The organism is Curtobacterium sp. PhB130, from assembly GCF_003755165.1.
In the GTDB taxonomy this organism is placed as follows: Bacteria; Actinomycetota; Actinomycetes; order Actinomycetales; family Microbacteriaceae; genus Curtobacterium.
This window is the reverse complement of record NZ_RKII01000006.1, coordinates 398029-413543: the sequence shown is the minus strand read 5'-3', so window position 1 is coordinate 413543 and position 15515 is coordinate 398029. Positions and strand designations below refer to the sequence as shown.

Genomic DNA, 15515 nt, shown 5'->3' with positions numbered 1-15515 from the left:
TCGATCGGGAGGCTGACCTCCTTCTGCCTGCCGCCCGGCGTGCGTAGCGTGATGCACATGAACTCACTCATCCGCCCCCGCAACGGGCGCGTCCTCGCCGGCGTCTGTGCCGGCATCGCCGACCGCTTCGGCTGGTCCCGCATGTTCGTCCGTGTCGCCTGGGTCGTCCTGAGCTTCTTCCCCGGGCCGCTCTGGATCGCCTACGTCGTCCTGTGGTTCCTGATGCCCTCGGAGGGCAACCGCCGCTGAGGTCCGGTTCGTCCGTCCGTCCGTCCGGACGGGTTAGGGTGGCGGCGTGCCGGTCTCCGTCTTCGATCTCTTCAGCATCGGCGTGGGTCCGTCGAGTTCCCACACCGTCGGACCGATGCGCGCCGCCGCGGACTTCGCATCCCGTGTCGCCGGGCTGCCCCTGACCACGATCCGCGTCGACCTGTACGGCTCGCTGGCCTCGACCGGGCAGGGGCACGGCACGCTCGGCGCCGTCGCGATCGGCCTGACGGGGGAGCAGCCCGAGCGCGTCGACCCCGACGCCATGACCGCATCGCTCGACGGCCTCGAAGCGACGGGGTCGCTCCGGCTCTCCGGTGGGCAGACCGTCCCGTTCCGGCTCCGGGACATCGTCCAGCACCCCCTGACGATGCTGCCGCGCCACCCGAACGCGATGCGGTTGCGCGCCTTCGACGCCAGCGGCTCCGAGCTCGCCGTCGAGACCTACTACTCGGTCGGCGGCGGCTTCATCGCCCGCGACGGCGAGGACACCTCCGCCGTGGCCAGCGCCGCCATCCCGGTCGGCGACGCCGTGCCGTACCCGTTCTCGAGCGGCGCCGAGCTCCTGGCCGCCTGCGCGCGATCCGGGCTGCCGGTGAGCGGCATCGCCCTGGCGAACGAGACCGCGACCCGCACCGACGACGAGGTCCGCTCCGGGCTCCTCGGCATCCACGCCGTGATGGAGTCCTCGGTCGACCGGAGCATCCGACGGGGCGGGACGCTGCCGGGCGGCCTCGACGTCCGCCGCCGTGCCGCGAACTGGTACGAGCAGCTCACGCGCGACGACCCCGGGCACGACCCCCTCTTCGCGATGGAGTGGGTGAACCTCACCGCGATGGCGGTCAACGAGGAGAACGCCTCCGGCGGCCGGGTCGTCACCGCCCCGACCAACGGTGCCGCCGGGATCATCCCCGCAGTCCTGTACTACGCGCTGACCTACGTCCCCGCGATCACGCCGGAGCTCCGCGACGACGCGATCGTGCGGTTCCTGCTCACCGCCGGCGCGATCGGCTCGATCTACAAGGAGCGCGCCTCCATCTCCGGCGCCGAGGTCGGCTGCCAGGGCGAAGTGGGGTCCGCGGCGTCGATGGCCGCCGCCGGACTCGCCGAACTGCTCGGCGGGACGCCCGAGCAGGTCGAGAACGCGGCCGAGATCGCGATGGAGCACAACCTCGGGCTGACGTGCGACCCGATCGGCGGCCTCGTGCAGATCCCGTGCATCGAGCGGAACGCGATCGCGGCGAACAAGGCCGTGAACGCCGCACGGATGGCCCTCCGTGGAGACGGGGTGCACCACGTGTCGCTCGACCAGGTCGTCGAGACGATGCGGCAGACGGGTGCCGACATGTCCACCAAGTACAAGGAGACCGCGATGGGCGGTCTCGCGGTGAACGTCCCCCTCTGCTGACCGGGGTCCACTGCCAGCGGTCCGCCTGCCCGCGCGCGAGGGGGACCTGGCGGGGTACATCGCCTCACAACTGGGGGAGCGCCGCGGTGCCTTGACGGGTTACCGTGCTCGCGTCCACTCCGACGCGGGTGGACCGGCGCCCACGGATCGGGTGCCGCACCAGTCATGGAGTGACGCCGATGCTGCACCGACCCCTCGCCCTCGTGACGGCGATCGCGCTCGCCGTGACCCTCGCCGCCGGTCTCGCCGCCCCGGCGTCCGCCGCTCCTGCCGTGCCGTCCCCGACCGCTGCGGGTCCCGCTTCCGTTCCGACGCCGACCGACCCGGCCACCGGACGGACGCCCGGCGACGCGACAGTGGACCTGACCATCGTGCTCCGGCCGACGGACCAGACCGCGCTCCGCGCGCTGCCCACCACGACCACCGGCGACACCGCCGCAGACCGGGCCGACGCCGTCGCCGCGGTCGCCCCCGAGGCACCGCACGGCGCGACGGTCCGCGCAGCGTTGACGGCTGCGGGGTTCACCGTCACCGACCGTGACACCTGGGAGCTCGAGGCGACCGGCACCGCCGCCCGTGCCGAGGCGCTGTTCGGGATCCGGCTGCTCGGGAGCGGCGACGGCATGCACCCGTCCGCCGAACCCGTCCTGCCGTCGTCGTTCGGCGGTGCGGTCACCGCCGTGCTCGGGCTCGACGCGCGCCCGGCCGCCGCACACGCCGCGCTGCCCGGCGGGTACGCCCCCGCAGACCTGGCCCGTGCGTACGCCTCGTCGAGCGCTGCGAACGCCGGCGCGGGGACGACGGTCGCGACGGTCCAGCTCTCCGGGTGGGACCGGAACGACCTCGTCGCCTACGCGAAGGCGGTCGGGCGCGAGGTCCCCGCGCTCGACCAGGTCTCCGTCGACGGGGCCGACGTGCACGCTCCAGACGGTTCCGGCGGCGAGTCCGAGGTCGCACTCGACCAGGAGGCACTGCTCGCGACCGCACCGGGCGCCCGCCAGCGCGTGTACGTCGCGCCGAACTCGTTCCAGGGGCTCTACGACAGCTACAGCCGCATCGCCGACGACGTCCGTCGAGCCGGGATCGTGGCCGTCAGCGTCTCGTGGGGGTCGTGCGAGTCGCTGACCTCGCCCGGTGTCCGAGCCGCGTTCGACAACGCGATCGCGCGCATCGTCGCCGCCGGGGCGACCGTCTTCGCCGCATCCGGTGACGACGGAGCGAAGTGCCCGACCGGACCGAAGACCGTCGTGACGTCGGTCACGTACCCGGCGTCGTCGCCCGCCGTCGTCGCGGTCGGGGGCACCTCGCTCCGGACCACGTCCTCGGCGACGAGCGAGACGGCCTGGGGCAACTCGTACGGCGCGAGCGGCGGCGGCACGTCTGCCGCGTACGCACGCCCGGCATGGCAGAGCGGTGTCGGGGTCTCCGGGACGAAGCGCCTGGTCCCCGACATCGCGTCCGTGGCCGATCCCGCGACCGGTCCCGGGATCTACCTCGGCGCCGCGCGCGGGTTCGCGCTCGGCGGTGGGACGAGTCTCGCGTCGCCCGTCGTCGCCGGGCAGCTCGCGGCGGCGCTCAGCGCCCGCGGCTGCGCCTCCGGGGTCGGAGACCTCCACCAGACCCTCTACGCACACCCCACGGCCTTCCGCGACGTGACCGCGGGGACGAACGGCACCTATCCGGCGACGAAGGGGCACGACCGGGCGACCGGCCTGGGGACGCCCAGGTGGTCCGTGCTCGGCGCGCTCCTGCCGACCGCCGGGTGCACCCGTGGGCGGGTCGTCGGGTCCGCCGCCGCTGCCGGGGCCACCGCGACCGGGATCACCGGGTCCGCGGTCGTGGTGCCGTCCGGCACGTCCATCCGGTCACCGCACGGGCTGTGGTGGCTCGACCTGCAGGCCGACGGGAAGCTCGTCGAGTGGGGCGGCGGACGTGCCGTGTGGTCGTCGAACGTGGCGTCGAAGGGCGCGTCGCTCGTGGTCGGGACGAACGGCACGCTGGCCGTCCGCAGCACCACGGGTGCGACCGTCTGGCGTGCCGGGAAGGCCTCGACCGGCAGTGCGCCGCGGCTGCAGGTGACGGACCTCGGGGCGGTGCAGCTCGTCCGGGGCTCGACCGTCCTCTGGCAGCAGGCGCCCGCGACCCGTGACCGGCTCCTCCCCGGAGCGAGCCTGGTCCCCGGGCAGGAGATCCGGGACACCGCGGCGCACCGGCGGTTCGTCGTGCTCGACGACGGGTCGCTCCGGATCGTCATTGGGACGAAGACGGTGTTCACCGTCGCCGGCGGTCGGGGCAGCTCGCTCCGCGTCCAGTCCGACGGCAACGTGGTGCTCTACGACGCGTTCGGGCGGGCGAAGTGGTCGACGGGGACGTCCCGGTACGGGGGCAAGGGCATGGTGCTCCGGATGCAGACGAACGGCGACGTCACGCTGTACCAGGGGACGACGCTGCGGTGGCACTCCAAGACGAAGGGGTGACGCCCCCGCACGCTGCCGCGGGCCGGACGTCGCAGCCGGGACGTCGCGGCCGGGACCGCGTCGCCGTCAGGCTGCCAGCAGTGTGAGCAGCCGCGCCGTCTCCGCGGCGATCGCGTCCCGCCCCGCGGCCACGTACTTCCGCGGGTCCACGACGTCGGGGCGCTCGTCGAGGACGTCCCGGAGCGCCCGCGTGAACAGGCCGTTCAGGTGCGTCGAGATGTTGATCTTCGTCATCCCGGCGGCCACCGCGCCCCGCAGTTCGTCGTCGGACAGCCCGGATGACCCGTGCAGGACGAGCGGCACGGGGACCGCGGCGTGCAGCCGTCCGATGAGGTCACGGTCCACCGCGGCTTCACGGGTCTGCATCGCGTGCGAGGTCCCGACCGCGACGGCCAGCGCGTCGACACCGGTCGCCGCGACGAACGCCGCCGCGTCGGCCGGGTCGGTGCGGACACCGGGGGCGTGGACGCCGTCCTTGCCGCCGACCTCACCGAGCTCGGCCTCGATCGCGATGCCGGCCCGGTGGCAGCGCTCGGCGAGGGTCCGCGTCGCAGCGACGTTGGCGTCGTAGTCGAGGTGCGACCCGTCGTACATGATCGAGTCGACGCCGAGCGCGATGCCCTCGGCGACGAGGTCGACGTCCTCGATGTGGTCCAGGTGCACCAGGACCTCGACGTCGGCGGCCCGGGCGATCGCCTGCGTGGCCGCCGTGATCGGTGCGAGGCCGCCGTGGTACCGCACGCAGTTCTCGCTGATCTGCAGGATCACGGGCAGGCCGGCGTGCACGGCCCCGTCCACGATCGCCTCGGCGTGCTCGAGGAGGACGACGTTGAACGCGCCGACCCCGCTGCGGGTCGTGCGCGCCGAGTCGAGCAGTCCGGTCAGGGCGAGGTCGGTGATCATGCGTGGCTCCGGGTCGTCTCGAGGTCGGTGGTGAAGCGGTGGGCGGCGTCGTGGTCGATCTCGCCGGCCACCGGGCGCAGGACCGCGGCGGCGCCGAACGCGGCAGCGGTGCGGAGTGCTGTGGCGATGTCCGCGCCACGGGCCAGGGCGAGGACGAGGCCGGCGGTGGCGGCGTCACCGGCGCCCGTGGGGTTCCCGGTGACACCGGGGACGGCGGGGACCTCGACGACGGCGTCGACCGTGTGTGCTGCGATGCCCGCCGAACCGCGGGAGACCACGACGGTGCCCGCCCCGCGGCGGAGGAGGTCGAGCGCGCCGGCACGTTCGTCCGTGCGGCCGGTCGCTTCCGCCAGTTCGTCGCGGTTGGGTTTGCAGATGGTCGCGCCGGCGTCGGCGGCTGCGAGCAGTGCGGGTCCGGAGAGGTCGGCGACGACCAGTGCGCCGGCCGCGAGGGCGTCGGTGATCCACGGGACGACGACGTCGGGCGGGCTGCCGACGGGGAGCGACCCCGCGATCACCAGCGCATCGGCGTCCGGCGCCGCGGGCGCCGCGGGCTCCGCGCACACCGCGGCGCGCACCGCGGCGCGCACCGCCTCGTCGACACGCAGCCAGGTCATGGCCGGCACGTCCGGCCCGGGTTCGCCGAACATCGTCGGGTGGGCGAGGTCGTCCACGACGGTGATCGTGCTCCGGGTCTCACCGGGGACCGGCACCACGGTCACCGGCAGCCCGAGGGCCGCGACGGCATCGGCCATCCAGGTGCCCGATGCTCCGCCGAGGGGGAGGACCGAGTGGGTCACCACGTCCTCGGCAGCGAGCACCCGGGCCACGTTGAGCCCCTTGCCGCCCGGGCGTCGTTCGACCCTGCGGACGCGCTGGGTCGTGCCGATGCGCTGCTCGTCGACGCGGTAGGTGACGTCCACGGCCGGGTTCGGGGTGACGACGACGATCATGCGAGGACCTCCGGGAGGAGCGGACCGACCCCGACGACGAACAGGTCGGCGCGTGAGCCGATCGCCAGGGGGACCGGGAGACCGAGCAGGGCGGCGGCGTGGGCGGAGGACGCATCGACCGCCTCGGTGAGCGGAGCACCGGCGTCGAGCAAGCGGGCGAAGCCGTCCGCGACGACCCCCGTGCTGCCGGCGAGCGACGACCCGTCCGCGAGCATCGCGACCCCGTCCGCGACCACGACGTCGGACCCGGCGATCCGGTAGGCGCCGTCGGGACACCCGGTGGCCGCCATCGCGTCGGACACGAGGACCATCCGGCCCGCAGCGCTCCGCCGCACGAGGTCGACCGTCACGGGGTCGAGGTGATGGCCGTCGACGATGGCCTCGACGCTCAGACGGGGATCGGTCAGCGCGACGCCGACCGGGCCGGGCGACCGGTGGTGCAGCGGCGGCATGCCGTTGAAGACGTGGGTGACGAGCCGGGCACCGGCGTCGACCGCTCGCTCGACCGTCGCGGCGTCGGCGTCGGTGTGGCCGATCGCCACGATGACGCCCGCGTCGGACAGCCGCTCGACCGCGTCCGGTGCGCCGGGGAGCTCGGGAGCGAGCGTCACGATCCGGAGCGCCCCCTGGGCGGCGTCGAGGTACGCGCCGACTTCGGCCGGTCCGGGAGCGTGCAGGAGCGTCGGCGCGTGTGCTCCGCGGCGAGCGGGCGAGAGCCACGGCCCCTCGAGGTGGAGGCCGGCGAGGACGCCGTCGGCCACGAGGGGGCGGAGCCGCCGGAGCGCGGCCACCGTGTCCTCGGGGGTGCCGGTCGCGATCGAGGCGACGAGCGACGTGGTGCCGCGGGCGGCGTGGTGCGCGGCGACCGCGCGGGCGTCGTCGGCGGAACAGGTCGCGAAGTCGTGCCCGAGTGCGCCGTGCGCGTGGAGGTCGACGAAGCCGGGGACGACGGTGCCCGCGACCTCGTGCACGCGGAAGGGCCCGTCCGCGTGCTCGGGCGCTCGGCCCGATCCACGTGCCACGACGACCCCGTCGCCGACGAGCAGCCACCCGTCGTCGAGCACGGCGTCCGGGGTGACGATGCGCGGAGCACGGACGAGCGTGGTCATGCGTGCTCCCCGACGGTCGCGAGCGTGGCGAGGAGGTCCTGTGCGAGGAGGCCGGCGCCGATGGCCCCGGCCGCGTCACCGTGGCGGGCCGGCACGACGGCGGGCACCCGCAGTCCGACGAGCCGTTCGGCGACGGCGACACGGAGCGGGTCGAACAGCAGCGCGCCCGACTCGGCGAGCCCACCGCCGACGACGACCGTGTGGCAGCCGGCGACGGCCGTGATCCAGGCGAGGGTGTCGGCGAGGACGTCGACGCACTCCGCCCAGACGGCTCCGGCAGTGGGATCGCCGTCGCGGACCCGCAGCATCGCGCCGTGCGCGGAGTCCGTTCCGGAGCGACGGGCGACGGCGCTCGCCGAGGCGATCTCCTCGACCCGGAGCCCGGCGTGCGGGCCGTGTGCGATGCGCACCTGCCCGACCTCTCCCGCCCAGCCGCCACCGGACACCAGGGCACCGTCGACGACGAGCGCGCTCGCGAGTCCGGTGCCGACCGGCACGAAGGCGACGGACCCGACGGCGAGTGCGGGGGACCGGGTCTCGGCGAGGGCACCGGCGCGGACGTCGTGGCCGAACGCCACGGGGACGTCGATGCCCTGTGCTGCGAGGGCGTCCCGCAGGCGGTCGCGGACGGGGACGTCCTGCCAGCCGAGGTTCACCGAGAGGACGGATCGGCCGGTGGACTCGTCGACGACGCCGGGCACGACCACCCCGACGGCATCGAGTGACCGGTCGGCGGGGCCGGCGCCACCCGTCGTCCGGAGCGCGGCCACCACGAGTCGTGCAACGGTGGCCGCGAGCCGCTCGGCGTCCGGATCGTCCCGCGGGGTCGGGACCCTCTGCTCGGCGAGCACGGTGCCGACGGCGTCGGTCAGTCGGGCCTTGACGCCCGTGCCGCCGACGTCGACCCCGAGCACGACCCCGCTGCCGGGCATCAGGTGAGGATGACCGACCGGGTCAGCGAGCGCGGGTGGTCCGGGTCGAGCCCGCGGGCTTCGGCCAGGGCGACCGCGAACCGGTGCACCACGACGAGCCCGGCGATCGGGTCGAGGTCGTGGTGGACGAACCGGGCACCGGTGGCCGCGACCTCGTCCGCGAGGCCCTCGGGGGCCGCACCGAGCGACCACACCAGGCGCCCGGGCTGTGCGATCGCGATCGGTCCGTGCCGGTAGTCCATCGCCGGGTACGACTCCGCCCAGAACTGCGCGGCTTCGCGGGTCTTCAGCGCGGCTTCGTAGGTGAGACCGACCGCGGCACCACGCCCGACGAAGGACACCTGCTCGGCGCCGAGCAGGTCGTCGATGGGGAGCGCGAGGGCGGTCTCGGCCTGGGCGGCCAGCGCGTCGACGTCGTCACCGATGGACGCGCGGAGGAGCGCGAGCGCGGTGGTGGCGAATCGGGTCTGCACGACCGAGCGCTCGTCGGCGAAGGGGAGCGCGACGACGGCGTCGGCGACGGCTGCCGCGGGGCTGTCCGCCACGGCGGTGATCAGGACGGTGCGCTGCGTCGGCAGTTCGGACAGGAGCGAGATGATCTCGGTCGTCGTGCCGGAACGGCTGATCGTGACGACGCGGTCGTACTCGCGCCCGGTCGGGTACTCGGACCCGGCGAAGGCGTCCGTGACCCCGAGGCCGGCCTGCTCACGGGCGACGGCGTAGCTCATCGCGATGAACCAGCTGGTCCCGCAGCCGACGACGGCGACACGTTCGCCGGGCTGGGGGAGGGAGTCGACGAAGGAGGGGAGGAGCGCCGCGGCGGCGCGCCAGGTCTCCGGCTGCGACGCGAGCTCCTCGCTCACGAAGGTGTCGGTCATGGGTGCCTTCCGGTCCGGATCGATCCCGATGATCGATGTGGTCGGAAGCATAGCGAGCGATCATGCGCGAAGCGAGAGCAAAACGTCATTTCCGATCAACGGCCGCGCACAGCTCGCCCGTAGGATGGCCTCCATGACTCCGCAACAGCGGCTCAACGCCCTGCTCGAACTCGTGAGCGAACGGGGCAACGTGTCGATCTCCGAGATCGGCGAGATGCTCGGGATCTCCCCAGCGACCGCTCGCCGTGACCTCGCGACCCTCGCCGACCAGCGGCTCGTCACGCGCACCCACGGCGGGGCCGCCGCGCTCGGGGCCGGGTACGAGCTGCCGCTGCAGTACAAGATCGCCCGGCAGGCCGAGGCGAAGACCGCCATCGCCCGTGCCGCGGTCGCGCTCGTCGGACCGGGGGAGACCGTCGGCCTGAACGGGGGCACCACCACGACCGAGGTGGCGCGCGAGCTCGGCAAGAGCGAGCGCTTCATCCGTGCCGACGGCGAGTACGGCGTCACCATCGTGACGAACGCGCTGAACATCGGGTACGAGCTGTCCGTGCGGGCGAACGTCAAGATCGTGGTGACCGGTGGCGTCGCACGCCGCCAGTCGTACGAGCTCGTGGGGCCGCTGGTCCGCGACACGCTCGACGAGTTCGCGCTGGACGTCGTCGTCCTCGGAGTCGACGGTCTCACCGGTCAGTACGGCGCCACCACGATGCACGAGGGGGAGGCCGAGGTGAGTCGCCACTTCGCGTCCGTCGGCCGTCGGGTCATCGTCGTCGCGGACTCGACGAAGATCGAGCGCTCGACGTTCGCGCGCATCTGCCCGCTGGACCGCATCGACGTGCTGGTCACGGACCAGCCCGTCCCGCCGGCCTTCGCCGCGGACCTCGCCTCGGCCGGCGTGGAGCTCGTCGTCGCCGACTGAGCCGGACGGGGCTCCCGCCGGTCGGCCGGGCGCTCGTCTGCGCGCCGCGGACGTTACCGGCGTGTAAAACCCTTGCATCTCGCTTCCGTGAGCGATCCGTGAGCGCCTATTGTGCATTCATGATCGATTCGGCATCATGGGCGTCACAATCACGCAAGGGAGCGAGATGAGCGTCGACACGAACGAACCCCTCCGCGTCGCGGTGATCGGGATGGGCCAACGGTCCGCCATCGCCCGACACGTCGCCGAGGCGGTCGCCTCACACCCCGACCTGCGGGCGTCGGTCACCGCCGTCGCGGACGTCACCGCCGACGGGCGGGAACGTGGGCACGCCGAGTACCCCGACGCGCTCGTCGTGGAGCACCACCGTGACCTCGTCGGTGCGGTGGACGCCGCGATCGTGACGACGCCCGACTGGACCCACGCCGAGATCGCGATCGACCTCCTCCGCGCGGGCATCGCCGTCTACCTCGAGAAGCCCCTCGCGATCACCGTCGAGGACGCCGACGCCGTCCTGAACACCGCGGCCGAGACCGGCACCCCGCTGTACGTCGGGCACAACTTCCGGCACGCGGCAGTCGTCCGGCTGATGCGGGAGATCGTGGAGCGCGGGGAGATCGGCGAGGTCAAGGCCGTCTGGTGCCGGCACTTCGTCGGCAACGGCGGCGACTACTACTTCAAGGACTGGCACGCCGACCGCACGAAGGTGAACTCGCTCCTCCTGCAGAAGGCCAGCCACGACCTCGACGTCATCCACGCCCTGGCCGGCGGGTACACCAGCCGCGTCGTCGGCATGGGCTCGCTGTCGGTCTACGGCGACGTCACCGACCGCCGTGACCGCGCCGGCGAGCTGATGGGCGACTGGTTCTCGCTGGACAACTGGCCGCCGCTCGAGCAGACCGGCCTCAACCCCGTCGTCGACGTCGAGGACGTCTCGATGGTGATGATGACGCTCGACAACGGCGTGCAGGCCAGCTACGAGCAGTGCCACTTCACGCCGGACTACTGGCGGAACTACACCGTCATCGGGACCGAAGGGCGCCTGGAGAACATCGGCGACACCGGCGGCGGCGTCGTCAAGGTCTGGAACCACCGGCGGGGCTGGGACGTGCAGGGCGACCGGGAGTACCCGATCGACGGCGTCGAGTCCGGGCACGCGGACGCCGACCTCCTCACCATGACCGAGTTCCTGCGCCTCGTCGCCCTCGGGGAACCGACCTCCCTGTCGCCGATCGCGGCCCGTGCCGCGGTCGCCGCCGGCGCCCTGGCCACCCGCTCGCTGCGGAACGGTTCCGTCCCCATCGACGTCCCGGCGCTGCCGGACGAGACGCTCACCCACTTCACCCACCCCACCCAGACCGTCAGCCGCTGACGGCCGTGCGAAAGGACCCCCCGATGCCCGCACACACCACAGCCCGAGGAGCACGTCGCGTCCTCCTCGGTGCCGTCGCCGCCCTCGGCGCGGCCGTCCTGCTGGCCGGCTGCTCGACGTCCTCGGGCGCCGCGAGCTCCGGCAGCGCGTACGACAAGGCCGCGAAGGACACCAAGGCGACGCTGAACTACGCCGTCTGGGACGAGAACCAGGTCGCCGCGATCAAGGCGAACATCAAGGGCTTCAACGAGGAGTACCCGGACATCAAGGTCAACGTCGACGTGACGCCGTTCGCCAACTACTGGACGAAGCTGCAGACCCAGGGCTCGAGCGACACGCTCCCCGACCTGTTCTGGATGAACGGCCCGAACTTCCAGCTCTACGCGGCCAACGGCAAGATCGCGCCGATCACCGGCGAGGTCAAGGCGGGCGCCATCGACCCGGCGAACTACTCGTCCGCGCTGAACAAGCTCTACACGTACGACGGCACCCAGTACGGCGTCCCGAAGGACTTCGACACGATCGGCGTCTGGGTGAACAAGGCGCTGTTCGAGAAGGCCGGGGTCGCGCTGCCGTCGAAGGACTGGACCTGGGCCGACTTCCAGAAGACCGGCGCCGAGCTCTCCGAGAAGCTCAAGACCGACGGGGCGTACGGCGCCGCCGGTGGCATGGACGGCCAGACCACGTACTACGACACGATCTTCCAGGCGGGTGGCTCGGTCGTGAACGCCGCGGGCACGAAGTCCGGGTACGCGTCGAAGGCGTCCGAAGCGGGCCTGCAGTTCTGGACCGACCTCATCAAGTCGGGTGCATCGCCGTCGATCAAGCAGCTCACCGACACGACCGCCGACCAGTGGTTCACCTCGGGCAAGCTCGCGATGTACCAGGGCGGCAGCTGGTTCCGCTCCGCGCTGACGGACACCGCCATGGAGAAGGACGTCGTCGTCTACCCGCTGCCCAAGGGCAAGCAGCAGGCCACGGTCATCCACGGCGTCTCGAACGTCGTCTCCGCCAACTCGAAGCACAAGGCCGCCGCGCAGGCGCTCCAGGTGTACCTCGCGGGCAAGACCGCGCAGCAGCAGCAGGGCGACATGGGCGCCGTGATCCCGGCGTACACCGGGACGCAGGACGCCTTCACGAAGACGATGCCCGACGCGGACCTGCAGGTCTTCCTCGACGCGGTCGACTACGCCCAGCCCCTCCCCGTGTCGAAGAACACCGCCGCGTGGAACACCCTCGAGACGAACCTGCTCCCGAGCGCGTTCGACGGCTCCACCCCCGTCGACCAGGTGGCGACCGAGCTCGCCCAGAAGATGGACACCGCCCTCGGCAAGGAGCAGTGACGCCCCGGCGTCGCGGAGAGACCCGATGACGATCAACACCGAGCATCCCGACACGGCGGCGACCCCGGTCGCCGCCACCCCCGCCCGGACGCAGCGCGCGTCCGGGCGGGGCGCCCCGCGGGGCGACCGGAACCCCCGCCGGACCCGCACCGACGGCGCCTGGCCCTGGCTCTTCGTGCTGCCCCTCCTGCTCGGCGTCGGCACGTTCTACATCTGGCCGATCATCCAGACCTTCTGGTACTCGTTCACCACGTGGGGCGTCTTCGGCGGCGCGACGTTCTCCGGCCTGGCGAACTACGGCCGGCTGCTGTCGGACCCGCAGCTCTACCAGTCGCTGCTCAACACCGTCATCTACACGGCGATCGTCCTCGTGGGGATCCCGATCGCGGTCTGGCTCGCCAGTCTGCTGAACACCCCCGGTCTGCGGTTCGCGCAGTTCTACCGTGTGCTGTTCTTCCTGCCGTACGTCGCGATGCCGGCCGCGATCGCCCTCGTCTGGCGGATCATGTTCAACGGCGACTACGGCATCGTGAACTGGTTCCTCGGGCGGTTCGGCATCGACGGCCCCTACTGGATCTCGACCCCCGGCTTCGCGCTGGTCGCCGTCAGTCTCGTCGGCCTGTGGTCGTCCCTCGGCTTCTCGATGATCATCCTCGGCGCCGGTCTCAAGGACATCCCGCCGGAGCTCTACGAGGCAGCGGAGCTCGACGGCGCGAGCCGGTGGCGGCAGTTCCGCTCCGTCACGGTGCCGCTCCTGACCCCGAGCATCTTCTTCGTGGTCATCGTCACGACGATCTCGAGCTTCCAGCTGTTCGACCTGCTCTACGCGATCCTCGGCAGCACCAACCCGGTGATCCCGAAGACGATGTCCCTCGTCTTCTACTTCTACAGCGCCGGGTTCATCGACAACGACAAGGGCTTCGCGGCGGCGATCGCCATGGTGATCTTCGTGCTCATCGGCATCGTCACGCTCGTGCAGTTCCGGGTCCAGAAGAAGTGGGTGCAGTCATGACCACCACCACGATCCGGAGCGGGAAGCGCCCAGGTCGCCGCGGCGGCAGCCACTGGTGGATCCACGTCGTCCTCGGCGTCGGCGGGTTCGCGATGGCGTTCCCGTTCCTCTGGCAGATCATCATGTCGCTGTCCACGAACGCGCAGGTGCAGTCCGTCACCCCGGTGTTCTGGCCGGGGCAGCTGCAGTGGCACAACTTCACCGAGGTGTTCGAGCGCCTGCCGTTCCTCAGCCAGCTCGGCACGTCCGTGTACGTCACGATCATCCGGACGATCGCGCAGATCATCCTCTGCACGCTCGCCGGGTACGCGTTCGCCCGGATGCGGTTCCGTGGCCGGACGGTCCTGCTCGCGATCGTGCTGTCGATCCTGCTGGTCCCGTCGCAGGTCTACCTGATCTCGCAGTACCAGATCGTGCAGGGACTCGGGTGGCTCGACACCCTCGCCGGGATCGTCGCTCCGGGGCTGTTCAGCGCGTTCGGCACGTTCCTGATGCGGACCGCGTTCCTCAACATGCCGCCGGAGCTCGAAGAGGCGGCGCGCATGGACGGTGCGAACCCGTTCCAGGTGTTCTGGCGGATCATGCTGCCCCTCGCCCGTCCGTCGATCAGCGTCCTCGCGATCACGACCGTGCTGTGGTCCTGGAACGAGCTGCTCTGGCCGCTCGTCGTGTCCACCCGTGCCGAGGACATGCCCCTCGCCGCCGGGCTCGCGACCCTGTCGAGTGACCGGACGATCGACTACCCGGTGCTGATGGCCGCCAGCCTGATGGCGATGGCCCCGGTGCTGATCATGTTCATCGTCCTGCAGCGCCGGGTCATCGACGGGCTCGCGTCGTCCGGGCTGAAGTGAGGGACGCACCGTGAGCGGACCGGTGGCGGACACGACCGGCCTGGAGGCCCGACCCGCCTCCGTCGCGCTGCTCACCGCCGCCATCGGTCGCTTCCAGGACCCCGCCGCGCCCGTCACGGACCTCGCGGCGGCGCTCGCCGCGACCGTCGCCGACGCACCGCCGGGGGAGCGGGACGACCTGGTGTTCGCCACGGTCTCCGCCGTGCTGCCCGTCACCCACCGATGGCTCCGGAGCCGAGGGCTGACCGCCGAGCAGGCGGACGCGAGCATCGCGGACGTGGCGCGCAAACGCGACCGGTACGGGGTCCGGGGCACGGGCCTCGACTGGTTCTGCGCGGTGGCGACCGGACGCGTGGTGGCCGTCGGGCGCCTCCAGTTCGAACTCGGCGCGCACCTGGCGGACGGCACGCCGGCCTGGGGCGTGCACGTCCCGGAGACCGGGCCGCTCGACCCGTTCGCCTGCGACCGGGCGTTCGCCGCCGCCCCGGACGTCCTCCGCCGCCTCGCACCGCAGGTCGCCGTGACGGTGTGGAACTGCCGGTCGTGGACGCTCGACCCCGGACTGGCCGATGTCCTCGGCCCCGACGCGAACCTCGTGCGCTTCGCCCGGCGGTTCACGCTGCTCCCGCCCGGCGCCCACGACGCGGCGGAGGGCGACGACAGCGCCGCGAAGTTCGTCTTCGGGACCGACCTGGCGACCGCACGCGCGACCGCGCCGCGCGGTCGGGTCCAGGCCGCCGTCCGCGCGCGGTGGGACGCCGGAGCGCACTGGACCGAGCGCACCGGGACGGCACCGGTCGGGTGAGCCCGTGCACCCGCCGACGCGTACCGTCGCGGGCATGAGCGAAGCAACACCGAAGCACCCGCACGGTCCGGACCGCGACCACCTCGACGACGGGGTCGACATGACGTTCGACGAGCGCCGGCACGACACGCTCCGACGGATGTCGGGATCGGACGCCCACGACGAGGACCCCCGCGTCGAGGTGCACGAGGAGTCCGACGGCACCGTCCGCATCGACGTCGCCGACACCGCTGCCGTGCGACCCGGTGGGACCGACCCGAGCCGCCGCGACCGCTGAACGTCC

The 15515-nt window shown here is 72.6% G+C and carries 15 protein-coding genes; 10 read left to right on the top strand and 5 right to left on the bottom strand.

The features are described 5' to 3' along the window. The first annotated feature begins 57 nt into the window (after positions 1 to 57). The 3 genes from EDF24_RS02070 (at position 58) to EDF24_RS02060 (ending at position 4152) form a co-directional block, all read left to right on the top strand. Entirely contained in the window at positions 58 to 249 is a 192-nt protein-coding gene (locus EDF24_RS02070; protein ID WP_123701415.1) for a PspC domain-containing protein, read from the top strand. Between the two features lie 46 nt (positions 250 to 295). Next, on the top strand, positions 296 to 1675 hold the full coding sequence (locus EDF24_RS02065; RefSeq protein ID WP_123700950.1) for an L-serine ammonia-lyase: 1380 nt from the start codon (positions 296 to 298) through the stop codon (positions 1673 to 1675). A 179-nt stretch (positions 1676 to 1854) separates the two neighbouring features. Next, a complete protein-coding gene (locus EDF24_RS02060; protein WP_148070773.1) occupies positions 1855 to 4152 on the top strand; it encodes a S8 family serine peptidase in 2298 nt (765 codons plus the stop codon). 66 nt (positions 4153 to 4218) lie between these two features. On the opposite strand, the gene EDF24_RS02055 is transcribed toward EDF24_RS02060, so the two are convergent. The 5 genes from EDF24_RS02055 to EDF24_RS02035 are packed head-to-tail and all read right to left on the bottom strand — an operon-like array spanning position 4219 to position 8927. Beyond that, positions 4219 to 5055 carry a class II fructose-bisphosphate aldolase gene (locus EDF24_RS02055; RefSeq protein ID WP_185021538.1) on the bottom strand — a complete coding sequence of 279 codons (837 nt, stop codon included), beginning with the start codon at positions 5053 to 5055 and terminating at the stop codon, positions 4219 to 4221. Further along, positions 5052 to 6008: a 1-phosphofructokinase family hexose kinase gene (locus EDF24_RS02050; protein WP_123700948.1), complete on the bottom strand. Its 957-nt coding sequence runs from the start codon at positions 6006 to 6008 to the stop codon at positions 5052 to 5054. The genes EDF24_RS02055 and EDF24_RS02050 overlap by 4 nt, the downstream gene beginning before the upstream one ends. Next, positions 6005 to 7117 (bottom strand): N-acetylglucosamine-6-phosphate deacetylase, encoded by a 1113-nt coding sequence (locus EDF24_RS02045; protein WP_123700947.1) that lies wholly within the window; start codon positions 7115 to 7117, stop codon positions 6005 to 6007. Before EDF24_RS02045 ends, EDF24_RS02050 begins: the two co-directional genes overlap by 4 nt. Beyond that, a complete protein-coding gene (locus tag EDF24_RS02040) occupies positions 7114 to 8049 on the bottom strand; it encodes an ROK family protein (RefSeq protein ID WP_123700946.1) in 936 nt (311 codons plus the stop codon). The genes EDF24_RS02045 and EDF24_RS02040 overlap by 4 nt, the downstream gene beginning before the upstream one ends. After that, positions 8049 to 8927, bottom strand: a complete 879-nt coding sequence (locus tag EDF24_RS02035) for an SIS domain-containing protein (protein ID WP_123654933.1) — start codon at positions 8925 to 8927, stop codon at positions 8049 to 8051. Before EDF24_RS02035 ends, EDF24_RS02040 begins: the two co-directional genes overlap by 1 nt. A gap of 133 nt (positions 8928 to 9060) precedes the next feature. Here EDF24_RS02035 and EDF24_RS02030 point away from each other — a divergent pair, with 133 nt between their 5' ends. The 7 genes from EDF24_RS02030 to EDF24_RS02000 all read left to right on the top strand — a co-directional run bounded on the left by EDF24_RS02030 (position 9061) and on the right by EDF24_RS02000 (position 15509). Beyond that, entirely contained in the window at positions 9061 to 9849 is a 789-nt protein-coding gene (locus EDF24_RS02030; RefSeq protein WP_165931354.1) for a DeoR/GlpR family DNA-binding transcription regulator, read from the top strand. Between the two features lie 166 nt (positions 9850 to 10015). Beyond that, positions 10016 to 11221, top strand: coding sequence for a Gfo/Idh/MocA family protein (locus EDF24_RS02025; RefSeq protein ID WP_123654931.1), 1206 nt, complete (start codon positions 10016 to 10018; stop codon positions 11219 to 11221). A 23-nt stretch (positions 11222 to 11244) separates the two neighbouring features. Then, positions 11245 to 12564 carry a sugar ABC transporter substrate-binding protein gene (locus EDF24_RS02020; protein ID WP_123700945.1) on the top strand — a complete coding sequence of 440 codons (1320 nt, stop codon included), beginning with the start codon at positions 11245 to 11247 and terminating at the stop codon, positions 12562 to 12564. Between the two features lie 25 nt (positions 12565 to 12589). Then, complete coding sequence (locus EDF24_RS02015) at positions 12590 to 13576, top strand: carbohydrate ABC transporter permease (protein WP_123700944.1); 987 nt, start codon at positions 12590 to 12592, stop codon at positions 13574 to 13576. Next, positions 13573 to 14427, top strand: coding sequence for a carbohydrate ABC transporter permease (locus tag EDF24_RS02010; protein WP_260233330.1), 855 nt, complete (start codon positions 13573 to 13575; stop codon positions 14425 to 14427). The genes EDF24_RS02015 and EDF24_RS02010 overlap by 4 nt, the downstream gene beginning before the upstream one ends. Before the next feature lie 10 nt (positions 14428 to 14437). After that, the gene (locus EDF24_RS02005; RefSeq protein ID WP_148070772.1) at positions 14438 to 15232 is read left to right on the top strand and encodes a hypothetical protein; all 795 of its coding nucleotides are present in this window, start codon (positions 14438 to 14440) and stop codon (positions 15230 to 15232) included. 34 nt (positions 15233 to 15266) lie between these two features. Beyond that, positions 15267 to 15509 (top strand): hypothetical protein, encoded by a 243-nt coding sequence (locus EDF24_RS02000; RefSeq protein ID WP_123654927.1) that lies wholly within the window; start codon positions 15267 to 15269, stop codon positions 15507 to 15509. Positions 15510 to 15515: the final 6 nt, after the last annotated feature.

Excerpts from the sequence above, each read along its gene's own strand:
- EDF24_RS02030 (WP_165931354.1), top strand. The coding sequence starts at position 9,061 with ATGACTCCGCAACAGCGGCTCAACGCCCTGCTCGAACTCGTGAGCGAA.
- EDF24_RS02025 (WP_123654931.1), top strand. The coding sequence starts at position 10,016 with ATGAGCGTCGACACGAACGAACCCCTCCGCGTCGCGGTGATCGGGATG.
- EDF24_RS02035 (WP_123654933.1), bottom strand. The coding sequence starts at position 8,927 with ATGACCGACACCTTCGTGAGCGAGGAGCTCGCGTCGCAGCCGGAGACC.
- EDF24_RS02055 (WP_185021538.1), bottom strand. The coding sequence starts at position 5,055 with ATGATCACCGACCTCGCCCTGACCGGACTGCTCGACTCGGCGCGCACG.
- EDF24_RS02015 (WP_123700944.1), top strand. The coding sequence starts at position 12,590 with ATGACGATCAACACCGAGCATCCCGACACGGCGGCGACCCCGGTCGCC.
- EDF24_RS02045 (WP_123700947.1), bottom strand. The coding sequence starts at position 7,117 with ATGACCACGCTCGTCCGTGCTCCGCGCATCGTCACCCCGGACGCCGTG.
- EDF24_RS02050 (WP_123700948.1), bottom strand. The coding sequence starts at position 6,008 with ATGATCGTCGTCGTCACCCCGAACCCGGCCGTGGACGTCACCTACCGC.
- EDF24_RS02000 (WP_123654927.1), top strand. The coding sequence starts at position 15,267 with ATGAGCGAAGCAACACCGAAGCACCCGCACGGTCCGGACCGCGACCAC.
- EDF24_RS02070 (WP_123701415.1), top strand. The coding sequence starts at position 58 with ATGAACTCACTCATCCGCCCCCGCAACGGGCGCGTCCTCGCCGGCGTC.
- EDF24_RS02010 (WP_260233330.1), top strand. The coding sequence starts at position 13,573 with ATGACCACCACCACGATCCGGAGCGGGAAGCGCCCAGGTCGCCGCGGC.
- EDF24_RS02040 (WP_123700946.1), bottom strand. The coding sequence starts at position 8,049 with ATGCCCGGCAGCGGGGTCGTGCTCGGGGTCGACGTCGGCGGCACGGGC.
- EDF24_RS02060 (WP_148070773.1), top strand. The coding sequence starts at position 1,855 with ATGCTGCACCGACCCCTCGCCCTCGTGACGGCGATCGCGCTCGCCGTG.
- EDF24_RS02020 (WP_123700945.1), top strand. The coding sequence starts at position 11,245 with ATGCCCGCACACACCACAGCCCGAGGAGCACGTCGCGTCCTCCTCGGT.